General features: G+C 65.6%; 16 protein-coding genes. 4 read left to right on the forward strand and 12 right to left on the reverse strand.

The genetic code is table 11. The features are described from left to right. Position 1 precedes the first annotated feature (1 nt). From HN018_RS20320 to HN018_RS20330, 3 genes are read right to left on the reverse strand one after another with little or no spacing between them, the layout of a single operon-like run. Positions 2-1561 carry an efflux transporter outer membrane subunit gene (locus HN018_RS20320; protein ID WP_171833753.1) on the reverse strand — a complete coding sequence of 520 codons (1560 nt, stop codon included), beginning with the start codon at positions 1559-1561 and terminating at the stop codon, positions 2-4. Beyond that, on the reverse strand, positions 1558-4761 hold the full coding sequence (locus HN018_RS20325; RefSeq protein WP_456307028.1) for an efflux RND transporter permease subunit: 3204 nt from the start codon (positions 4759-4761) through the stop codon (positions 1558-1560). Before HN018_RS20325 ends, HN018_RS20320 begins: the two co-directional genes overlap by 4 nt. Before the next feature lie 4 nt (positions 4762-4765). Continuing rightward, positions 4766-5971 carry an efflux RND transporter periplasmic adaptor subunit gene (locus tag HN018_RS20330; protein WP_171833755.1) on the reverse strand — a complete coding sequence of 402 codons (1206 nt, stop codon included), beginning with the start codon at positions 5969-5971 and terminating at the stop codon, positions 4766-4768. 128 nt (positions 5972-6099) lie between these two features. Between HN018_RS20330 and HN018_RS20335 the strand changes: the two genes are divergently transcribed. Beyond that, positions 6100-6858: a TetR/AcrR family transcriptional regulator gene (locus HN018_RS20335; RefSeq protein ID WP_171833756.1), complete on the forward strand. Its 759-nt coding sequence runs from the start codon at positions 6100-6102 to the stop codon at positions 6856-6858. Here the strand turns inward: HN018_RS20335 and HN018_RS20340 are convergent. The 9 genes from HN018_RS20340 to deoC form a co-directional block, all read right to left on the reverse strand. After that, positions 6820-7194, reverse strand: a complete 375-nt coding sequence (locus tag HN018_RS20340; protein WP_239478863.1) for a DUF779 domain-containing protein — start codon at positions 7192-7194, stop codon at positions 6820-6822. The genes HN018_RS20335 and HN018_RS20340 overlap by 39 nt on opposite strands. A 180-nt stretch (positions 7195-7374) precedes the next feature. Further along, positions 7375-8895 (reverse strand): aldehyde dehydrogenase, encoded by a 1521-nt coding sequence (adh, locus tag HN018_RS20345; RefSeq protein WP_171833757.1) that lies wholly within the window; start codon positions 8893-8895, stop codon positions 7375-7377. 33 nt (positions 8896-8928) lie between these two features. Further along, a complete protein-coding gene (gene rbsK, locus HN018_RS20350; protein ID WP_171833758.1) occupies positions 8929-9861 on the reverse strand; it encodes a ribokinase in 933 nt (310 codons plus the stop codon). Then, the gene (locus HN018_RS20355; RefSeq protein ID WP_171833759.1) at positions 9858-10967 is read right to left on the reverse strand and encodes an aldose 1-epimerase family protein; all 1110 of its coding nucleotides are present in this window, start codon (positions 10965-10967) and stop codon (positions 9858-9860) included. Before HN018_RS20355 ends, rbsK begins: the two co-directional genes overlap by 4 nt. Before the next feature lie 3 nt (positions 10968-10970). Further along, positions 10971-11960, reverse strand: a complete 990-nt coding sequence (locus HN018_RS20360; protein WP_171833760.1) for an ABC transporter permease — start codon at positions 11958-11960, stop codon at positions 10971-10973. Beyond that, a complete protein-coding gene (locus HN018_RS20365) occupies positions 11957-12976 on the reverse strand; it encodes an ABC transporter permease (protein ID WP_204259590.1) in 1020 nt (339 codons plus the stop codon). Before HN018_RS20365 ends, HN018_RS20360 begins: the two co-directional genes overlap by 4 nt. Beyond that, positions 12973-14484, reverse strand: coding sequence for a sugar ABC transporter ATP-binding protein (locus HN018_RS20370; protein ID WP_171833761.1), 1512 nt, complete (start codon positions 14482-14484; stop codon positions 12973-12975). Before HN018_RS20370 ends, HN018_RS20365 begins: the two co-directional genes overlap by 4 nt. Before the next feature lie 15 nt (positions 14485-14499). After that, on the reverse strand, positions 14500-15579 hold the full coding sequence (locus HN018_RS20375; RefSeq protein ID WP_239478864.1) for an autoinducer 2 ABC transporter substrate-binding protein: 1080 nt from the start codon (positions 15577-15579) through the stop codon (positions 14500-14502). 79 nt (positions 15580-15658) lie between these two features. Further along, positions 15659-16345 carry a deoxyribose-phosphate aldolase gene (gene deoC / locus HN018_RS20380; protein ID WP_171833762.1) on the reverse strand — a complete coding sequence of 229 codons (687 nt, stop codon included), beginning with the start codon at positions 16343-16345 and terminating at the stop codon, positions 15659-15661. Between the two features lie 119 nt (positions 16346-16464). Here deoC and HN018_RS20385 point away from each other — a divergent pair, with 119 nt between their 5' ends. The 3 genes from HN018_RS20385 to HN018_RS20395 all read left to right on the forward strand — a co-directional run bounded on the left by HN018_RS20385 (position 16465) and on the right by HN018_RS20395 (position 19391). Then, the gene (locus HN018_RS20385; RefSeq protein ID WP_171833763.1) at positions 16465-17223 is read left to right on the forward strand and encodes a DeoR/GlpR family DNA-binding transcription regulator; all 759 of its coding nucleotides are present in this window, start codon (positions 16465-16467) and stop codon (positions 17221-17223) included. A 126-nt stretch (positions 17224-17349) separates the two neighbouring features. Then, positions 17350-18306 (forward strand): substrate-binding domain-containing protein, encoded by a 957-nt coding sequence (locus HN018_RS20390; RefSeq protein WP_171833813.1) that lies wholly within the window; start codon positions 17350-17352, stop codon positions 18304-18306. A gap of 68 nt (positions 18307-18374) precedes the next feature. Further along, a complete protein-coding gene (locus HN018_RS20395; RefSeq protein ID WP_171833764.1) occupies positions 18375-19391 on the forward strand; it encodes a galactitol-1-phosphate 5-dehydrogenase in 1017 nt (338 codons plus the stop codon). The last annotated feature ends 22 nt before the right edge of the window (positions 19392-19413 follow it).

Raw genomic sequence — 19413 nt, forward strand, 5'->3', positions numbered from 1 at the left:
ATTATTCCGGCTTCAGCCCGCCGCCCAAAACGCGATACAGCGTCACGAGGTTCTGCAACTGGGCTTCCCTCACGGTGATCAGCATCTGCTGTGCTGCATACAGGGTACGCTCGGCATCCAGCGCCGTCAGGTAGGTATCGACGCCGGCCTGGAACCGCATGTTGGCAAGCCGGTAATAGTCGCTCGATTCATCGACCTGAGCCTGCTGCGCACGCGTCTGGTCGAGATAGGTCGCGCGGGCGACGAGTGCATCGGACACTTCACGGAACGCCGTCTGGATCGCCTGCTCATAGGCGACGACATCGAGGTCGCGTTCGATTTTCGCAAGGTCGAGGTTGGCGCGGTTCTGACCCCAGGTGAAGATCGGCACGGTGATCTGCGGCGCGAAGCTCCAGGTCGTGGCGCCCCCGGTAAACAGGTGGCTGAGCTTCAGGCTCTGCAACCCGTCCGACGCGGTCAGGGTAATCTGCGGGAAGAACGCAGCGCGTGCAGCACCGATATCGGCATAGGCACCCCGCAACGTGTGCTCGGCCTGCATGATGTCGGGACGTCGCGTCAGGAGGTCGGACGGCAGGCCGGCTGGAATATCGAGCGTCAGGGTCTGTGCGCCGAGCGGGTTCGGCGGCGGCAGGTCTGCCGGCAGCGGCTCACCGACCACCAGCACCAGGGCGTTCTCGTCCTGCGCGGCCTGACGCGTGTATTGCGCTAGGTTGGCCTGCGCCGTCGCCACCGATGTCTGCACCTGTCGCAAGGTCAGCAGCGTCGTGGCGCCGTGATCGAACTCGGCCTGGGTCAGCCGCTCGGTTTCCTGCTGCGTATGCAGAGTGTCGGCGGTCACCTTGAGCAGCGCCTGATCGGCCAGCAGGGCGATGTAGTCGGTGGCGACCTGCCCGACCACGGTCAACTGGACGGCGCGCCGGTTCTCCCGCTGCGCTAGGTAGTTCTCGAATGCCTGCCGGGTGAGCGAACGAAGCCGCCCGAACAGGTCGACCTCGTAGGACGAGAAGCCGACGCCGGCACTAAAGTAGCGATAGGTGCCGCCGCCCTGGCCGGTCGAGGTCGCGCTGGTCGAGGTGCCGGTGGAGGCGGACGTGCTGGTGCCGGTGCCGGTGCCGGTGCCGGTGCCGGTGGATGACGTGGCCCCGGTGCTAGCGCTGCCCCCGGAACTGGTGCCGACAAGACCGCTGTTGCTGAGACCCTGATACTGGGCGGCCCCGGTCAGGCCGATGCTCGGGAAGAGGTCGGAACGCTGGACGCGATACTGCGCCTGCGACTGGGCGATATCGAGCACCGCCGTACGAAGGTCGCGGTTGGAGCGCAGCGCGATCTCGATCAGGCGCCGCAGCCTCGGATCGATGAAGAAGTCGTGCCACCCCAACGCATCGGCCGAAACGACGAGGGCCGGTTGCGGCGCCACGGTCTTTGGATGATAGGCGGCGTTCGCAGGAAAGGTCGGTGCCGTCGGCAGCGACGGCTCATGATAGGCCGGCGCCAGGGTGCAGCCCGCAAGCAGGAGCATGGTCGCGGTCGCGGCCGGGAAACGGGCTCCGGGGCGGATCATCGTGCAGGCTCCGGGACCGTCGCAGGCTTCTCGTCGCGATCCTCGCCGGGCGTACCCGGCTTCACGCGGAACAGGCTCAGGATCAGCACGAAGAACAGCGGCACGAAAAAGATGGCGAGGAAGGTCGCCGACAGCATGCCGCTCACCACCGCGGTGCCGATCGCATTCTGCGAGCCCGAGCCGGCGCCGGTCGAGATCGCCAGCGGCAGCACGCCCAGGATGAAGGCGAGCGACGTCATCAGGATCGGCCGCAGACGCTGGCGCGCCGCATTGACCGCAGCGTCGAGCAGAGACTCCCCGCTATCGAAGTTGGCCTTGGCAAATTCGACGATCAGGATCGCGTTCTTGGCAGCGAGCCCGATCGTGGTGAGCAGCCCGACCTGGAAATACACGTCGTTCGACAAGCCGCGCAGCGACGTGCCGATCACCACCCCGACGATACCCAGTGGCACGACCAAAATTACCGCTGTCGGGATCGACCAGCTTTCGTAGAGCGCTGCCAGGCACAGGAACACCACGACCAGCGATAACGCATACAGCTTGGTCGTCTGCGAGCCTGCCTTCTGCTCCTCAAAGGACAGGCCGGTCCATTCGTAACCGAACCCGGCCGGAAGCTTGGCGGCCAGTTTCTGCATCGTCGCCATGGCGGCGCCGCTGCTCTGGCCGGGAGCCGGGGAGCCGAGGATTTCCACCGACGATACCCCGTTATAGCGTTCGAGCTTCGGCGAGCCGTAGATCCACTCGCCCTTCGCGAAGCTCGAGAACGGCACCATCTGCTGCTGGCTGCCGAGCACCGTGCCGGACGCGGCACTCGTCGCCGCGGTGTTGCGGACATACCAATGGTCGAAGTCGCCGGGCAGCATCCGGGACGCGGCGGTGCCCTGGATATAGACCCGCTTGACCCGTCCCTCGTCGAGGAAGTCGTTGACGTAGGAGGAGCCCCAGGCGGAGCCGAGCGAGGCATTGATGTCCGCCAGCGTGATGCCAAGCGCCGCCGCCTTCTCTCGATCGATGGTGATGCGATATTGCGGCTCGTCGTTCAGCCCGTTCGGCCGCACACCCATCAGCGTCTTGTCCTGCGCCGCCATGCCGAGCAGCTGGTTGCGCGCGGCGAGCAGCGCGTCATGGCCGAGATTGGCGTTGTCCTTCAGCTCGAAATCGAAGCCCGTTGCATTGCCGAGTTCCAGCACCGCCGGCGGCGTGAAGGCAAACACCTGCGCGTCACGAATTCCCGCAAAGTGCTGCATCGCCCGGGCGGCGACCGCCTGCACGGTGCCGGCCTTGGTCTTGCGGTCCCCGAACGGCTTGAGGTTCACGAAGGCGAGTGCCGAGGTCTGGCCGCGCCCGGCAAAGCCGAAGCCGTTGACCTCGAACACGCCGTTTACGTAGGCGCCCTCGTCCTTCAGCAGGTAGTTGGTGACATCGTCGAGAACCTTCTGGGTCCGGTTCGCGGTCGCACCCGGCGGGGTGGTGATCTGCACGAACATGACGCCCTGGTCCTCTTCCGGCAGGAAGCCGCCAGGAATGCGCAGGAACAGCACGGCCATCAGGGCGACGATGCCTGCAAAGGCCAGCATGGAGATCCAGCGGAACCGCAGCATCCAGCCGACGGCACCGATATAGAAGCCCGTCATCCGGCTGAAGCCGCGGTTGAACCAGCCGAACACGCCCTTCTGCTTGGCATCCTTTTTCGGACGGCGCAGGATCGTGGCACACAAGGCCGGCGTGAGGATCAGCGCCGTCGCCACCGACAGGGTCATCGAAGAGACGATGGTGATCGAGAACTGCCGGTAGATCACACCTGTGGAGCCGCCGAAGAACGACATCGGCAGGAACACCGCCGACAGAACCATGGCGATACCGACCAGCGCGCCGGTGATCTGGTCCATCGAGATGCGTGTCGCCTGCTTCGGCGTCAGGCTCTCGTCTTCCTCGAGCACGCGCTCGACATTCTCCACCACGACGATAGCGTCATCGACCAGCAGTCCGATCGCCAGGACCATGCCGAACATGGTCAGGCTGTTGATCGAGTAGCCGGCCAGGCCCAGCACGCCACAGGTTCCGAGCAGCACCACCGGTACCGCGATGGTCGGGATCAGCGTCGCGCGGAAGCTCTGCAGGAAGATGAACATGATGATGAAGACGAGGATGATCGCGATGAACAGCGTCTCGACCACGTCATGGATCGACAGCCGCACGAACGGCGAGGTGTCGTACGGATAGACCACGTCGAGCCCGTTCGGGAAGTTCGGGCGCAGCCGCTCGATCGTCTGCTTGACCGCGGTCACAGTGTCGAGCGCGTTCGCACCGCTCGCCAGTTTCACCGCGATGCCGGAGGCCGGCTTGTTGTTGTAGAGCGTGCTGATGGAATACTGCTCGGCGCCGAACTCGACGCGTGCCACGTCGCTGACATGTACCTGCGCGCCGGAGGTCGTCACCTTCAGCAGGATCTTGCCGAACTGTTCGGGCGTGTTCAGGTAGGACGGCCCGATGATGGTGGCGTTGAGCTGTTGCGTATCGAGCGCCGGCAGACCGCCGAGCTCGCCGGCCGCCACCTGCACGTTCTGCCCCTGGATCGCCAGGGCGACGTCCGCCGGCGTCATCGCGTAGTTGTTGAGCTTGGCCGGATCGAGCCAGATCCGCATCGCGTATTCGGTGCCGAACAGCTGGAAGTCGCCGACCCCCGCGGTGCGGCTGATCGGATCCTGGATGTCGGAGGCGATGTAGTTGGCGATGTCGGCCGAGTTCATGCTGCCGTCGGTCGAGACGAAGCCTGCGATCAGCAGGAAGTTCTTGGTCGCCTTGGCAACGCGGATACCTTGCTGCTGCACCACCGTCGGCAGGCGCGGCTGGGCCAGTTGCAGCTTGTTCTGCACCTGCACCTGGGCAATGTCCGGATTGGTGCCCTGATCGAAGGACAGGGTGATGGAGATCGAGCCGTCCTTGTCGCTCTCGGACGAGAAGTAGAGCAGATGGTCGATGCCGGAGAGCTGCTGCTCGATCACCTGCACCACCGTCGACTGTACCGTTTCCGCGGACGCGCCCGGGTAGGTGACGGAAATCGAGACCGCCGGCGGGGCGATCGACGGATACTGCGCGATCGGCAGGCTGGTGATCGAGATGGCGCCGCCGATCATCATGATGATTGCCAGCACCCAGGCAAACACCGGGCGGTCGATGAAGAAGCGCGACATGCCGATGGTCCTAGTGGGCTTGCGGCGGAGTCTTGGCCGGCGCGCCAGGTTCGGGCTGCACCGGCTTCAGGTCGCTGCCGTCGACCGTCACCTGGCGCGTCTGCACGGCATCGCCGGGATGAATGTTCTGCAGCCCGTCGACGATCACATGGTCGCCGTCGGCGAGGCCTTTCGACACGAGCCAGTCGTTGCCGATCGCGCGGTCGGTGGTGACGCTGCGCTGCGCCACCTTCCCGTCCTGGCCGACGACCATCGCGATCGCATCGCCATGCTGGTTGTGGGTGATACCGCGTTGCGGGACCAGCAGCCCGTTCTGGCGAACGCCCTCCTGGATCTGCTCGCGCACGAACATGCCCGGCAGCAGCAGCCCCTCGGCATTGGGGAACAAGGCCCGCAGCGTCACGGAGCCGGTGGTCGGGTCGACGCTCACCTCGGAGAACAGCAGCCGGCCAGGATGTTCGTAGCGGCTGCCGTCATCGAAGATCAGGCTGACCTCGGCGGCGCCGTCCCCGGCACGCTTCAACTGGCCCGCCGCCAGTTCGCGTTTCAGCCGCAGCAACGTCGTGCTGTCCTGGGTCACATCGACATAGATCGGATCGAGCTCGGTGATGGTGACCAGCGAGTCCGTCTGGTTCTGCGTGACGAGCGCCCCCTCGGTTACGCTCGACCGCCCGGTACGCCCGGTGATGGGCGCATACATGCGGGTGTAGGCGAGGTTGATGGACGCGGTCTGGACCGACGCCTCGCCGCTACCGATATTGGCCTGGTCCTGTCCGAGCGTCGCCACCGCGTTGTCGAGGTCTTGCTTGCTGACGGCGAAGGCCCGGGCCAGCGGCTTATACCGATCGACGGTCATCTGCGCGGACACCACGGTCGCCTTGGCGCCGGCCAAGGTCGCCTTAGCACTCGCGAGGCTCGCCTGATAGGGCTTGGGATCGATCTGGTAGAGCTGCTGGCCGGCTTTGACCGTGTCGCCTTCGGTGAACATGCGCTTCAGCACCAGTCCATTCACCTGCGGCCGCACCTCCGCGATCCGGTGCGCCGCCAGTCGGCCGGGAAGCTCGGTGGTCAGCGTCACCGGCGCGGTGTGCAGGGTGACGACATCGACCGTGACCACCTGCTTGGCCTGCTTGGGCTTCTCGGCCTTGCCGCATCCTGCCATCGGCACCGCCACCAGAAGAGCAAGGCAGCATGCGGCACTACGGGTGACGGTCATGGCGGTCTTTCACGGTCCTTGCCCAGATCCATAAAACCGGAAACAGGCATAATTTAGAAACCGCGCGGTTTCTATTTCGAAAACTAACCAGTTTCCGGATCATCGTCAACGGTTCTATATCCGGCTGCATGGGCACACGGCATTCAAGAAACAACGGGATCATCGATCCGGCGGACGGCGTATCCGCGAACAGACTGGCCGCACCGCAGCGCGCCGGCCGCCCATCGCTCTCCGGCGAGGTGCGTCGAACCCGTCTTCTCGAAGCAGCTGCGCGCATCTTCCTGGAGAACGGCTATGTCGCCACGACCATGGCCGCGGTCGCCGAGGCAGCCGGGATGTCGAAGAAGACGCTCTACCAGGTGTTTCCGTCCAAGCTCATACTGTTCGATGCGTTGCTGGAGGCCCAGTTCTACCAGCTGCCGATACCGCCAGACCTGGGTGGCGATACCCAGGAAGAGCAGCTGGCACGACTGATCGTCGCCATCGCGACGATGCTGATGCATCCCGACCGCGTGGCGCTGGTCCGCCTGATCATCATCGACGGCCAGATCCTGCCGGAATTGGCGACGGCGTTCGAGCGCCTGGAGCTCAGTCGCGACCTGAACGATCTGGAAGCCTGGATCGGCCAAGAGATGGCAGCCGGCAGGCTGTGGGTCGAGGATGTGTCCGAAGCCGCCAATCTGCTGTTCGGCATGACCGTGGCGGAGCCGATGCTGGCCAAGCTCGTGAAGGCGCCGCGCCACGACACCATGGAACTGCTCGAGCGTCGCATCCGAAAGGCCGTCGCGGTATTCCTGCGCGGCATGAACGCCCTGGCTTATGAAAGGCCGGCGGACGATCCGGCAGGATCAGCGCGGCTCGACGCAGAGCCGGCCAAGCTCGCCTAACTCGCTCTCGGTGAACACCCTGCTGCGGGTAAGAAACCGGACACCCTCCGGCGCCTCCAGCGAAAACCCGCCGCCCCGCCCCGCCACCAGGTCGATGATCAACTGGGTATGCGACCACAGCGCATACTGGGCTGCACCGATATAGACCTCGGCACCCTCGATCGCCCCGAGATGGACATCCTGCGCCCCGGTCCGAAACTCCCCGGCCGGGTAGCACATCGGCGACGACCCATCGCAACACCCGCCCGACTGATGGAACATGAGCGCCCCGTGTTGCGCTGCAAGCTGCCGGATCATCCCGACCGCCTCCGCCGTCGCCACCACCCGCTCAACCACTGCTTACTTCCTTATTCGCGGCGAGATCGCGCGTGACGGTGGTGTGCCGAGCGAGAGCTCCCTCTTCGGGAGCGCCCGTCGTTACTGTCGAGAACCGGAGCGGAGCGGCCGTCGGGCCGTGAGCACCGGAAGCGCAGACAGTGGCGTCGGATCGCCGGCACAGCGCCGTCACGCGTGATCTCAGAAGAAGCCGAGGGCTTTGGGGCTGTAACTCACCAGCATGTTTTTCGTCTGCTGGTAGTGGTCGAGCATCATCTTGTGGGTCTCGCGACCGATACCGGACTGCTTGTAGCCGCCGAACGCCGCGTGCGCCGGATAAAGATGGTAGCAGTTGGTCCATACGCGCCCAGCCTTGATGGCGCGGCCGAAGCGATAGGCGCGGGTACCGTCGCGGGTCCAGACGCCGGAGCCGAGGCCGTACAGCGTGTCATTGGCGAGTGCCAGTGCTTCCTCGTCATCGCGGAAGCTGGTGACCGACAGCACCGGCCCGAAGATCTCTTCCTGGAACACGCGCATCCGGTTGTGCCCTTCGAGCACGGTCGGCTGCATGTAGAACCCCTCGGCGAGGTCCGGACCGAGATCGGCACGCTCGCCGCCGATCAGGGTTTTCGCACCTTCCTGACGGCCGATATCGATGTAGGACAGGATCTTCTGCAGCTGGTCGTTCGAGGCCTGCGCACCGATCATCGTGGACATCTCGAGAGGATTGCCCATCTTGATTTTCGCGACACGGGCGATCGCCTTCTCCATGAAGCGGTCGTAGATGCTTTCATGCACCAGCGCCCGCGATGGGCAGGTACACACCTCGCCCTGGTTGAGGGCGAACATCGAGAACCCTTCGAGGGTCTTGTCGAGGAAATCGTCGTCCTCTGCCATCACGTCGGCGAAGAATATGTTGGGCGACTTGCCGCCGAGCTCGAGCGTGACGGGGATGATGTTTTCCGACGCGTACTGCATGATCAGCCGGCCGGTGGTGGTCTCGCCGGTGAACGCAACCTTGGCGATGCGCGGGCTCTGCGCCAGCGGCTTGCCGGCCTCGACCCCGAACCCGTTGATGATGTTGAGCACGCCGGGCGGCAGCAGGTCGCCGATCAGGTCGGCCCACACCATGATCGACATCGGCGTCTGCTCGGCCGGCTTCAGCACGACGCAGTTGCCGGCGGCGAGTGCCGGGGCGAGCTTCCACACGGCCATCAGCAGCGGGAAGTTCCAGGGGATGATCTGGGCGACGACGCCGAGCGGCTCATGGAAATGGTAGGCGACGGTGTCGCGGTCGATTTCGGACAATGCCCCTTCCTGCGCGCGCAGGCAGCCGGCGAAATATCGGAAATGATCGATTGCCAGCGGAAGGTCGGCCGCCGTGGTCTCACGGATCGGCTTGCCGTTATCGATGGTCTCGACCAGGGCGAGCAGGTCGAGCCTCTCCTCCATGCGGTCGGCGATGCGCAGCAGCACGCGGGCACGATCCATCGGCGAGGTCTCGCCCCAGGCGTCGCGTGCCTTGTGGGCGGCATCCAGTGCCAGTTCGACGTCTTCCTTGGTCGAGCGGGCGACGCTGCAGATCACCCGCCCGTCGATCGGCGAGATATTGTCGAAGGTCTGGCCGCGGGTCGCCGGGACCCAGGTGCCGCCGATGAAGTTGTCGTAGTGCGGCCGGATCGCGATTTCCTTGGCGAGCTGGGCAAGCGTTTTCTCAACCATGACGGTCTCCCTCGTTTTCAGCCAGATTGCGCCTTATGACCGGCGCTGTTCCAGGTTGAATTCATTAAATTCGGCACCGGTCGCGAATGCCTTCTGGGTCCCGGCGCGGGTCACCGAATGGGCGGCGTATCGGACCGCCTGGTCCAGTGCGGCATGAAGGTCGTGGTGAACGACATAATGTGCCGCGAACGCCCCGATGAACGCATCGCCGGCACCGCTGGTATCGCGCACCTGCACCCGGACCGGCAGGATGTGCCGGGTCTCGTCGCGTGTGACCAGCAATGCGCCTTCGGCACCGAGTGTCACGATGATGGTGCCCATGCCGCGCTGCAGCAGAAGACGGGCGGCGATCTCGGCCTGGTGGCGATCGTCGGCGGGCAGACCTGTCAGGATCGACAACTCGGTCTGGTTCGGCATGAAGAAATCGACGCCGGCAATACGGTCGAGCGACAGCGCGGTGGTGGCCGGCGCCGGGTTCAGCAGCACCCGCTTGCCGTTCGCCCGCGCCCAGTCGATCGCGTGATAGACGCTGTCGAGCGGGATCTCGAGCTGCAGCAGGATCAGGTCGCAGCCGAGCAGGTCGGCGGCGGCCTGGTCGATGTCGGCCGGCAGGAGATGGTCGTTGGCACCCTTGACGATCAGGATGCTGTTGTCGCCGCGTGCGTCGACAAAGATCGGCGCCACGCCGCTGGATACGCCCGGCACCGCACGCACGTGGGTGCTGTCGATGCCAAGTGCGTGGAAGTTGGCGATCGTGTTGCCGCCGAACAGATCGTCGCCAACACGGCTCACCATCAGCACGTCGGCACCTAGCTTGGCGGCGGCGGCTGCCTGGTTGGCGCCCTTGCCGCCGGCGCCCATCTCGAAATGCGGCGCCTCCAGCGTCTCGCCGATGCGCGGCATGCGGTCGATCGTAGTGACTAGGTCGACCATGTTGCTGCCGATGACGCCGATGCGTGCGCTCATGAACCCTGTCCGCCTGGGGTGTTCAGCGCGGCGATACGCTGCGCCATGTGCCCGGCTTCGCCGCGGTCGAGATGGCCGAGGGTCAGCGAGAAGTGTGTCTGGCCACCCGGCGGCACCAGCCGGACGTTGCCCTTGCGTTTTTCCGCGGTGTAGCCCTCCGGCTCGCAGGTGGAGGGCAGGGCGAACGCGGCGACACCCTGGTCCGGATCGTCGAGGAGCCAGCGCACGCAATGCGGAAACTCGGCCGGGGCATAGGTGAGCGCGAAGGCGTCGCCATCCGGGCGCTGCAGCATCAGCGACGTGCAGCCCGCTTCGTCGGTGTTCAGGCCCTTGATGTAGAATACCTGCTCGGGATCGTAGCGGTCCGGCTCGTCCAGAACCTGCATGCGGTCCGGTGCCGAGGCCAGGGTGTCGATCAGGGCGCGATAGGCGTCGGTCGGCTGCACATGCCCCGGGATCGCGCGCCGCACGACGACCGCTTCGGGCGTGAACGGCACCGGCTGGACGATCCGGCCGCCCGGCACGAAGGCGAAGTTGACGTGCGCCATGTACATCAGCTCCATCGGCCGGCCGGAGCGGTTGTCGACCGACAGCGCCAGATCGAACAGCGCCGAACCCTCGGCCAGGGTGATGCTGGGGCGCGCCCGGTAGTGCGGACCGAAGCCCATAACGTGGTCGCGCTCGCTGGTCAGCCGCAAAGACAGCCTCCCATCCTGTTCCAGCAGTTCGAGCCAGGCGCTGCGCATGCGGGCGCAGGGAAACTCGCCATGTGCCGCATGATCGTCGCCGGCCGCCGGAACGCCGTTGCGAAGCAGGCCGCTATGGAAGGCGAAGCATCCATAGGTGCCGCCGATGGTGTCCGACGGCAGCGGCATGTCGAAGCCGCTGCGCATGGCGAGGTCGACGCCGTCGAACGTCGCGTCCCAGATCATCTGGCCGAACCAGGGCAGGACCACCAGCTCGCCGCGTTCGTTGCGCAGCCGCAGGGCCTCGATGCCGCTCTCGTAGCGGAACAGCGCGGCGGACAGGCCGCCCGCCTGGATCACCGGGCGGTCCATCGACGAGAGGCCGTCGCGATGCAGCGGGATGGTGGCGAGGATGCGCATGGATCAGCGCCTCGTGCGCAAGGCGTTGAGGGCGATCGACAGCAGCAGGAACGCGCCCCAGATGAAGTCGACCAGGAAGTTGCTGAACCGCATCAGTTGCAGCCCGGATGACAGCAGCATCAGCGCTAGCAGTGCCAGGATGATGCCCGGCACCGATCCGCGACCGCCGGCCGGGTTAGTGCCGCCAAGCACGGCGATCAGCACCGCCTCGAGCAGGTAGGACACGCCGTAGTCGGACTTGGCGGCGTTGGTCCGGCCGGACAGGATAATGCCGGCGATGCTGGCGAGCACGCCGCTCAGCATATAGGAGAAGAAAACCGTGCGGCTGGTGCGCAGGCCGGCAAAGGTCGCGGCGCGCATGTTCGTGCCGATCAGCTTCAGGGCAATGCCGAACGAGGTGCGGGTGAGCAACACCATCACCAGGGCGGCCACCGCCAGGAACACCAGCAAGGGTGCCGCCACGCCGAACAGGCGCCCGTTGCCGATCGCGCCCCACGCGGCCGGAAACCCGACGATCGCCGGACCGCCGGTCAGCACCAGGGCGATGCCGGTGAAGATCTGGCCGGACCCGATCGTCGCCAGGATCGGGGTGATCCGGGCCCGCGATACCAGGAGGCCATTGATCGCCCCGGCGACCAGTCCGACCCCGAGTGCCATGCCGATGCCGGCCAGCACCGGGCCGACGCCCATATGCATCAGCCCCGGCCCGTGCGCTCCGCCATAGGCGTGGAAGAACAGGCCGGCGACGATCCCGGACAGGTTGGCGATGCCGATGACCGAGAGGTCGATGCCGCCGGTCAGCATAGCCAGCATCATCGCGATCGACAGCAGGCCGAGTTCCGGCGCGACGTAGGTGATCGATTCGAACACATACGGGCGCAGGAACTTCTGCGGATTGAGTACCGCCATGGCGCCGAAGATCACCACCGTCAGCGCCACGAGTTGCAGCAGGGCCGGGTCGAGGCCCCTGATGCGACGGGAAAGGCGGTTCATGCGCCGCGCCTCCGGTCGCGCCAGGACGTCGCACCGGCCGCGACGATCACCACGAGGCCCACGACGATGCGCTGCCAGGTGGTGTCGATATGCATGATGATCAGGCTGTTGGTGAGCATGACCAGGGTGAACACGCCGAGCATGGTACCGACCACGCTGCCACGGCCGCCGAAGATGCTCACGCCGCCCAGCACGACCGCGGCGATCACGTCGATCTCCATCCCGACCATGTCGTGCGGATTGGCGATCCAGATCATCGAGCCATGCAGCAGCCCGGCGAACCCGGCCAGCGCGCCGGCCAGGCCATAGATGAAGAAGGTGGTGCCGCGCACGCTGAAGCCGGCGCGCCGGGCCGCTTCCTCGCCGCCACCGAGCGCGTAGATGCTGCGGCCGATCAGCGTGTAGCGCAGCATCATGTGCACCCCGAAGGCCAGGGCGAGATACACCAGCACCATCGCCGACAGCCCGGCCGGCTGCCCGCCGGCCTGGCTCACATGCAGGATCTGGGTGCGGCCGAAGGCGATCAGCGCGGGCGGCATCTGGTCGATGTTGATCTGGCTGGGACTGACCGCGCCGAGCAGGAAGCCGCGCACCGCGGTGCCGGTGCCGAGCGTCACGATCAGCGGGATCATGCGCAGCCCGTGCACGAACATCGCGTTCACCAGGCCCAGCGTCAGGCCGATCGCGGTCGCCGCGATGAAGGGCAGCAGCACCCCGTCATAGGGCAGCGCGATCATCGCCTTGATGGTCAGGTACATCGCGGCGATCGCGAAGGCCGGGAACGACACGTCGATCCCGCCGGACAGCATCACGATCATCACGCCGAGCGCCAGGATGCCGGTGATGACGTTGGCGCGCAGCAGGCTGAACAGGTTGGCCGCGTCCCAGAATGCCGGGTTGATCAGGCCGATGACCACCATCGACACCAGTGCCAGCAGGGCGACCGCCATCTCGGGCCGGCGCAGCAGGAGGCGCAGGGTGCCGGTGCGCGCGGGTGTCGCGATGGTGGCGCTCATGTCAAAGCCTTCAGGCGCTCGGAAAGCCGGCGCTCGCGCAGGCGCGGCGGCTCATGCCCGGCCAGCTCCTCGACCAGCCGGCCGCGATGCATGACCAGGATGCGGTTGCAGTTGCCGACCAGCTCGGGAAGGTCGTCGGAAATCATCAGCACGCCGAGACCGCGCTCGCGGGCCAGGGCACGGATGGTGCGGTGGATACCCGCCTTGGAACCGACATCGACGCCGACGGTGGGGCCGTTCAGGATCAGCAGACGGGGCTCCTGCAGCAGCCATCTACCGATCACCACACGCTGCTGGTTGCCGCCGGACAGTTGCATCACCGGCCGGTCGCCGGTCGGCGTGGCGATGGTCATGTCCCTGATCGTGCGGGCGGCGGCGTCGCTGGCGGCCCGGGTGCGCATCAGGCCGAACCGGCTCAGCACGTCGAGGGAACTCGCGATGATGTTGCGGTCGATGGTCTCCGGCAGGAACAGGCCCTCGGTGAGGCGATCTTCCGGGACGTAGGCGATGTGCTGATTGATCGCACTGCGCACGCTGTCGAGCCGGATCGGCCTTCCATCCAGGCTGATGGTCCCACGATAGCGAGGGCGCATGCCGAACAAGGCCAGCGCGAGCTCGGTACGGCCGGAACCGAGCAGGCCGGAGATGCCGACGATCTCGCCCGGCATCAGTCGCAGCGACACGTCCTGCAGTTCGCCGGGAACGGTTAACCCGTCGACTTCGAGCAGCGGGCTCACCTGCGAATCCGCCGGCGGTTCCCAGAGATACGGTTCCTCGGCGATGTCGGTGCCGGTCATGGCGCGGGTGATCGCCACCTCGTCGAAATCGGCGATCGGGCCGTTGGCGACCACCCGCCCGGACCGCATCACGCTCAGGCGCTCGCTGATGTCGAGCATCTCGCGCATCTTGTGGCTGACGAACAGGATCGCGATGCCGCGCGCCTGGATGTCGCGAACCACGCCGAACAGGGTGGCGACCTCGCGGCCGGTCAGGGCCGTGGTCGGCTCGTCCATGATCAGCAGTCGCGGATCGGCCATCAGTGCGCGCGCGATGGCAACCAGCTGACGTCCCGACACCGGCAGGCTGTCGACGGTTGCGTCGAGATCAAGATGCACGCCGAGCCGCTGCACCGCCGCCTCGGCATGCTCGCGCATGCGGCGCCAGTTAACGATGCGCCGCCGGTTGCGCAACTCGGCGCCGATCGACAGGTTCTCGGCGACCGTCAGGTTCCCGAACAGCGAGAAATCCTGGTAGATCACCTGCACCCCGAGCGCGATCGCCTGGCGCGGCGTCATCGCGCCGACATCGGCGCCGTCGATCAGGATGGCACCCCGATCGACCGCGTTGATGCCCGAGATCACCTTGATCAACGTCGATTTTCCGGACCCGTTCTCGCCGGCCAGGCAATGGATCTCGCCGGCGCCGATGCTGAGCGACACGCCGTCGAGCGCCTTCACACCAGCAAAGTGCTTGGCGACATCGCGCAGTTCGAGAAGCGGAACGGTCATGACCGGAACAACCAGTTAGAAGTTGTACTCGCCCATGTTGGCCTTGGTGACCCCGACCCAGCCCTGCCCGGCGAAAACGTTCGGCCGCTTGGGGTCGTTGTTCTTGATGTCTTCGTACCCCTTGAGGCCGAGATTGAGCCCTGCCTTGATCGGCTTCTTGGCCAGCGCCATCACCGCGAGGACATTCATCGCATAGCCGGCGATCGCCGGGTCCCAGAACTGGATGTAGTCGATGTCGCCATCCTTGAGATACTGGCCGGCGACCGACACCAGCCCGGTGCCGGAAAAGAACAGTTTCCCCTTCAGGCCGCGCTCGGCAATGAGCCGTCCGGCGCCGGCGGAGGTCGGCATCGGTGCGCCCAGGATGCCGCGCAGGTCCGGGTAGGTGGTCAGGATCTCTTTGAGCTTGTTGTAGTCGGTGGCGGCGTCGTCGTTGGTCTCGATGCGCTGCGTCGCCTGGCTCATCTTGGGGAAGTTCTTGACCTGATAGGCCACGGCGCCATCGATCCACTCGTTCTGCGACGTCGAGGTGAGGCTGCCGACGGTAGCGATATACTTGCCCTCGCCACCCATCTGCTGGCCGAGATTTTCCATCAGCTTGGCGCCGTAGGCGTGGTTGTCGAACGCCTCGATGTCGTAGTCTGTCGCTTGCAGGTTCGATGCCTCATGCGAGATAACGATGATGCCGCGGTCGCGCGCCTTCTGCAGTACCGGCTCGACCGCCTCGACCGAGAACGGAACGATGCAGATCGCATCGACGCCCTGGGCGATCAGGGTCTCGACGATACCGACCTGTGCGGCGGCATCGGCCTGGCTCGGGCCGACCATCCAGGTATCGTGGCCGTTATCGGCGCCGAACTGCTTCACGCCCACGCGCATGCGGTCGAACCAGGCGATGCCATCGAGCTTCACGACGGTGGCGATCGAGTATTTCTTGGTAGCCTTCGCGGTGATGTCCTTGGGCACCGCGGCCGCATCGACGGCGCTGGCGGCCGCGGCGGCGAAGCCCGGCTGCGCGAACCCGGCGCCGGCGACAAGTCCACCGATGCCGGCGGTGGCCATCAGAGAAAAGCTGCGGCGTGTAACCTTGATCATGAGTTTCGTCCCTGTTGTCTGCCGGCGTTCAATGCGCTGTGCTTGACTGTTCTCGTATAGCCCGGCGTGTCCGGCCCCGTCAGTAGCTGCCGGCAACCGGCGCGGTCTGGGTCACCAAAGCGATACCCGAACTGGTGCCGATCCGGTTGGCGCCGGCGGCGATCATCGCATGGGCCGCCTCGAGCGTGCGCACGCCGCCGGATGCCTTCACCCCCAGCGACGGCCCGACCACCGAGCGCATCAGCGCGACGTCCTCGATCGTCGCCCCGCTGGTCGAGAAGCCGGTCGAGGTCTTCACGAAATCCGCGCCGGCCTGAACGGAAAGCTCGCAGGCGAGCCGCTTCTCGGCATCTGTCAGCAGGCAGGTCTCGATGATGACCTTGAGCACCTGGTTCTTGCAGGCGGCGCGCACGGCGACGATGTCGGCCAGCACTATTTCGCGCAGGCCTTCCTTCAGTGCACCGACCGGGATGACCATGTCGATTTCCTCAGCACCCGCGGCGACCGCCTCGGTGGTCTCGATCGCCTTGACCGTGGATGGCATGGCGCCGAGCGGGAAGCCGACCACCGAGCACACGCGCACGGTGCTGCCGCGCAGCTGTTCGGCCACCAGCGGCACATGGATGGAATTGACGCAGACCGAGCGGAACCCGTGCGCCTTGGCCTCGTCGCAGAACTGGCGAACCTGCGCCTGGGTCGCGTCCGGCTTCAGGATGGTGTGGTCGATCAGCAGTGCGAGATCCGTAGCAGAAATCACATCGGTCATGACGATATCCTCGTTACAACAGGCGTGACGCTGGCACCCGTTTGTTAAAACTCTCACATTTGGTAGTCTGCTCACATCGTCCATGTGCCAGTCAAGCCGACGGGTGTTCCGGAGACCCAATGATCCAGCCGCCATCTTCGAACCCTGAGCCACCGATACCGGAGACCGGGGCCGCAGCCCGTCGTGCCGTACGACTGGAGCGCCTGCGGGCACTGGCCTCGGGGGACGGCGCACTTCGGCTGGGCGATGCGGCGCGGGCACTCGACGTATCGACGATGACGCTGCGCCGCGATCTCACCGAGGCCTCCAGCGGTCTCGAACTGCTCGGCGGCTATGTCGTGGTCCGGAACGGGTCGACCGCATCGAACTATACGCTGGATGCCGAGCAGGACGTCCATATCCAGGCAAAATCCGAGGCCGCACGGCGGGCGGCTGCTCTGGTCGAGACCGGCGATACGATCTTCGTCGACTGTGGCACGACCATGCCGCATTTGCTGGCGGCACTTCCCGCACATGCCGAGATCACGATCGTCTGCTACGCGCTGAACGTTGCGAACGCAGCGTGTCGTCTTGCGCGGGCGCAGCTGTTCCTGCTGGGCGGGCTGTTCCATCCCGCATCGGTCACCTTCCTGTCGGAGGAGGCGCTACGCAGCCTGCAGCACCTGAACATCAACAAGGCATTCATCTCCGCGGGCGGACTGCACGAAGTGCGTGGCGCAAGCTGCTCGAATTTCACCGAGGTGCCGGTCAAGCGGGCGGTGCTCGAGCGCGCGATCCGATCGTTCCTGGTGATCGACAGCAGCAAGCTCGGCCAGGTGAAGCCGGCGCATTTCGCGTCCGTGCAATCGTTTGAGTCCGTCATTACGGAAATCGCTTAACTCCCTGGTCTCATTCCGCACTGCACAATGCGCATTCAGCATTGACAGCGCTCGGCTAGCTACCTACCGCTAGTCCCATAAGAGCGAAAAATGCTCGAATGTGAGGAAATGAGTATGAGTGATTTCATGAAACGGCGCGCTCTCGGAACGGCCGGGCTCGGGCTTCTTGCTCTGGCCACCGGCCTCGGCGTCGCATCCACCGGCGCGCATGCGAAAGGCCTGTTGATCGGCTTCAGCCAGGCGACGTTGCAGTCGCCCTTCTATGTTCAGCTCAAGACCGGTGCGGAAGCCGCTGCCAAGGCCTCCGGCGACACGCTGATCGTGCTGGACGCGAACGGCGACGTGAACAAGCAGAACAACGACATCCAGGACCTGATCACCAGGGGCGTGAAGGTGCTGATCATCAATCCGGTCAATCCGGATGCTGTGGCACCGGCCCTGTCGGCGGCATCGGACGCGCATATCCCGGTGATGACCGTCGATCGTGCGATCCATGGCGACGTCGCGACCTATGTCGGCCGCGACAACGAGACGATGGGACGGATCGTGGGCGAAACGATGGCCGCGCACCTGAAGCCCTTTCCGGGCGCCAAGATCATCGAGATCCAGGGCGATGCCGGTGGCACCGTGATGGCGGCCCGCCGCGACGGCTTCAACAAGGCGGTGCAGGCCGCAGGGTTCAAGGTCGTCCTGGGTCCATACGCGGAGTATGTGCGCGCCAACGCGGTGACCGCGATGCAGGATCTGCTGCAGTCCAATCCGGACGTGAAGGCGGTCTACGCGCATAACGACGACATGGCGCTCGGCGCCCTGCAGGTGTTGCGCGAGAATAATCGCAAGGATGTGCTGGTCGCCGGCGTGGACGGCCTGTCCGAGGCGGTCAAGGACATCGCCGACGGCAACCAGTATGTCGCAACCGCGTCGAACGATCCGATCCGGCTCGGCCAGGTCACGGTCGAGACCGCGCAGAAGGTCGCCGCCGGACAGAAGGTCGCACCGTTCATCGATGCCGGCACGGTTCTGATCGACAAGCAGTCGGTCGGAAAGTTCGACACCAGCGGCCTGTTCGCCCACTCCAAATAAGTTCGCGGCCAACCGCCGCAACGCGTGGACGATCGCAGGATCGTCCACGTAAAAAGGAATGAATGCAGATGCGCGCAGCAGTGATGTACGCTCCGGGGGATATTCGCGTCGAGGACGTGCCGATGCCCGTCGCCGGTCACGACGACGTCCTGGTGAAGGTAGCGGCCTGCGGCGTCTGCGGCTCGGATATTCCGCGCATGCTGACCAAGGGCGCGCACCGTATGCCGATCATCTGCGGGCACGAGTTCTCCGGCCATATCGTCGAGCTCGGCGGCAACGTCGAGGACTATGCGGAAGGCGAGCTGGTCTCGGTGGCGCCGCTGATCCCCTGCCGTCGCTGCGACCAGTGCCTGACCGGGAATTTTTCGCGCTGCCGCGACTATGACTACTTCGGCAGCCGTCGTGACGGCGCCTATGCGGAATACGTGGCGGTCCCGCGCGGCAACCTGCTGAAGACGCCGGCCGGGATCGATCCGCGCGCGGCGGCGATGACCGACCCCGCGTCCATCGCGCTGCATGCGATCTGGAAGCATCCGATCACCATCGGCGATACCGGCGGCGTGGTCGGCTGCGGCCCGATCGGCCTGTTCGCGATCCAGTGGATGCGCCTGATGGGTGCGTCGCAGGTCGTCGCGGTCGACGTCTCGGAACAGAAGCTCGAGCAGGCACGCGAGGCCGGCGCCACCCATACGTTCCTGAGCCACGGCCCGAAGCCGGAGGTTCCGCCCTGCGACCTGATCATCGAGGCGGCCGGTCATCCCTCCACTGCCAACCTGGCGGTGCGCATGGCGGGCCCGGGCGGCCATGTCGTGTTCATCGGCATTCCGACCCAGGATGTCGGACTCGAGATCGCGACCTTCAACCATATGCTCCGTCAGGAGATTTCCCTGCATGGCTCATGGAACTCGTTCGGAGCGCCCTTCCCCGGCCCGCAATGGACAACGACGCTTGAGAAGCTCGGCAGCGGCGACCTGCGATGGGAATTCATGATCACCCATGAGCCCGGTCTCGACGAGCTTCCCGGCATCATGAACAAGTTCAGGGAGCGGAACGAATTCATCTCCAAGGTGATGGTGAAGCCGTAAGGCCGGGCCCGAGGGCATCGCG

Source organism: Lichenicola cladoniae (genome assembly GCF_013201075.1).
GTDB classification, from domain to species: domain Bacteria; phylum Pseudomonadota; class Alphaproteobacteria; order Acetobacterales; family Acetobacteraceae; genus Lichenicola; species Lichenicola cladoniae.

Excerpts from the sequence above, each read along its gene's own strand:
- HN018_RS20375 (WP_239478864.1), bottom strand. The coding sequence starts at position 15,579 with ATGATCAAGGTTACACGCCGCAGCTTTTCTCTGATGGCCACCGCCGGC.
- HN018_RS20385 (WP_171833763.1), top strand. The coding sequence starts at position 16,465 with ATGATCCAGCCGCCATCTTCGAACCCTGAGCCACCGATACCGGAGACC.
- HN018_RS20320 (WP_171833753.1), bottom strand. The coding sequence starts at position 1,561 with ATGATCCGCCCCGGAGCCCGTTTCCCGGCCGCGACCGCGACCATGCTC.
- adh (WP_171833757.1), bottom strand. The coding sequence starts at position 8,895 with ATGGTTGAGAAAACGCTTGCCCAGCTCGCCAAGGAAATCGCGATCCGG.
- HN018_RS20360 (WP_171833760.1), bottom strand. The coding sequence starts at position 11,960 with ATGAACCGCCTTTCCCGTCGCATCAGGGGCCTCGACCCGGCCCTGCTG.
- HN018_RS20395 (WP_171833764.1), top strand. The coding sequence starts at position 18,375 with ATGCGCGCAGCAGTGATGTACGCTCCGGGGGATATTCGCGTCGAGGAC.
- rbsK (WP_171833758.1), bottom strand. The coding sequence starts at position 9,861 with ATGAGCGCACGCATCGGCGTCATCGGCAGCAACATGGTCGACCTAGTC.
- HN018_RS20390 (WP_171833813.1), top strand. The coding sequence starts at position 17,350 with ATGAAACGGCGCGCTCTCGGAACGGCCGGGCTCGGGCTTCTTGCTCTG.
- HN018_RS20335 (WP_171833756.1), top strand. The coding sequence starts at position 6,100 with ATGGGCACACGGCATTCAAGAAACAACGGGATCATCGATCCGGCGGAC.
- HN018_RS20355 (WP_171833759.1), bottom strand. The coding sequence starts at position 10,967 with ATGCGCATCCTCGCCACCATCCCGCTGCATCGCGACGGCCTCTCGTCG.
- deoC (WP_171833762.1), bottom strand. The coding sequence starts at position 16,345 with ATGACCGATGTGATTTCTGCTACGGATCTCGCACTGCTGATCGACCAC.
- HN018_RS20330 (WP_171833755.1), bottom strand. The coding sequence starts at position 5,971 with ATGACCGTCACCCGTAGTGCCGCATGCTGCCTTGCTCTTCTGGTGGCG.
- HN018_RS20370 (WP_171833761.1), bottom strand. The coding sequence starts at position 14,484 with ATGACCGTTCCGCTTCTCGAACTGCGCGATGTCGCCAAGCACTTTGCT.
- HN018_RS20365 (WP_204259590.1), bottom strand. The coding sequence starts at position 12,976 with ATGAGCGCCACCATCGCGACACCCGCGCGCACCGGCACCCTGCGCCTC.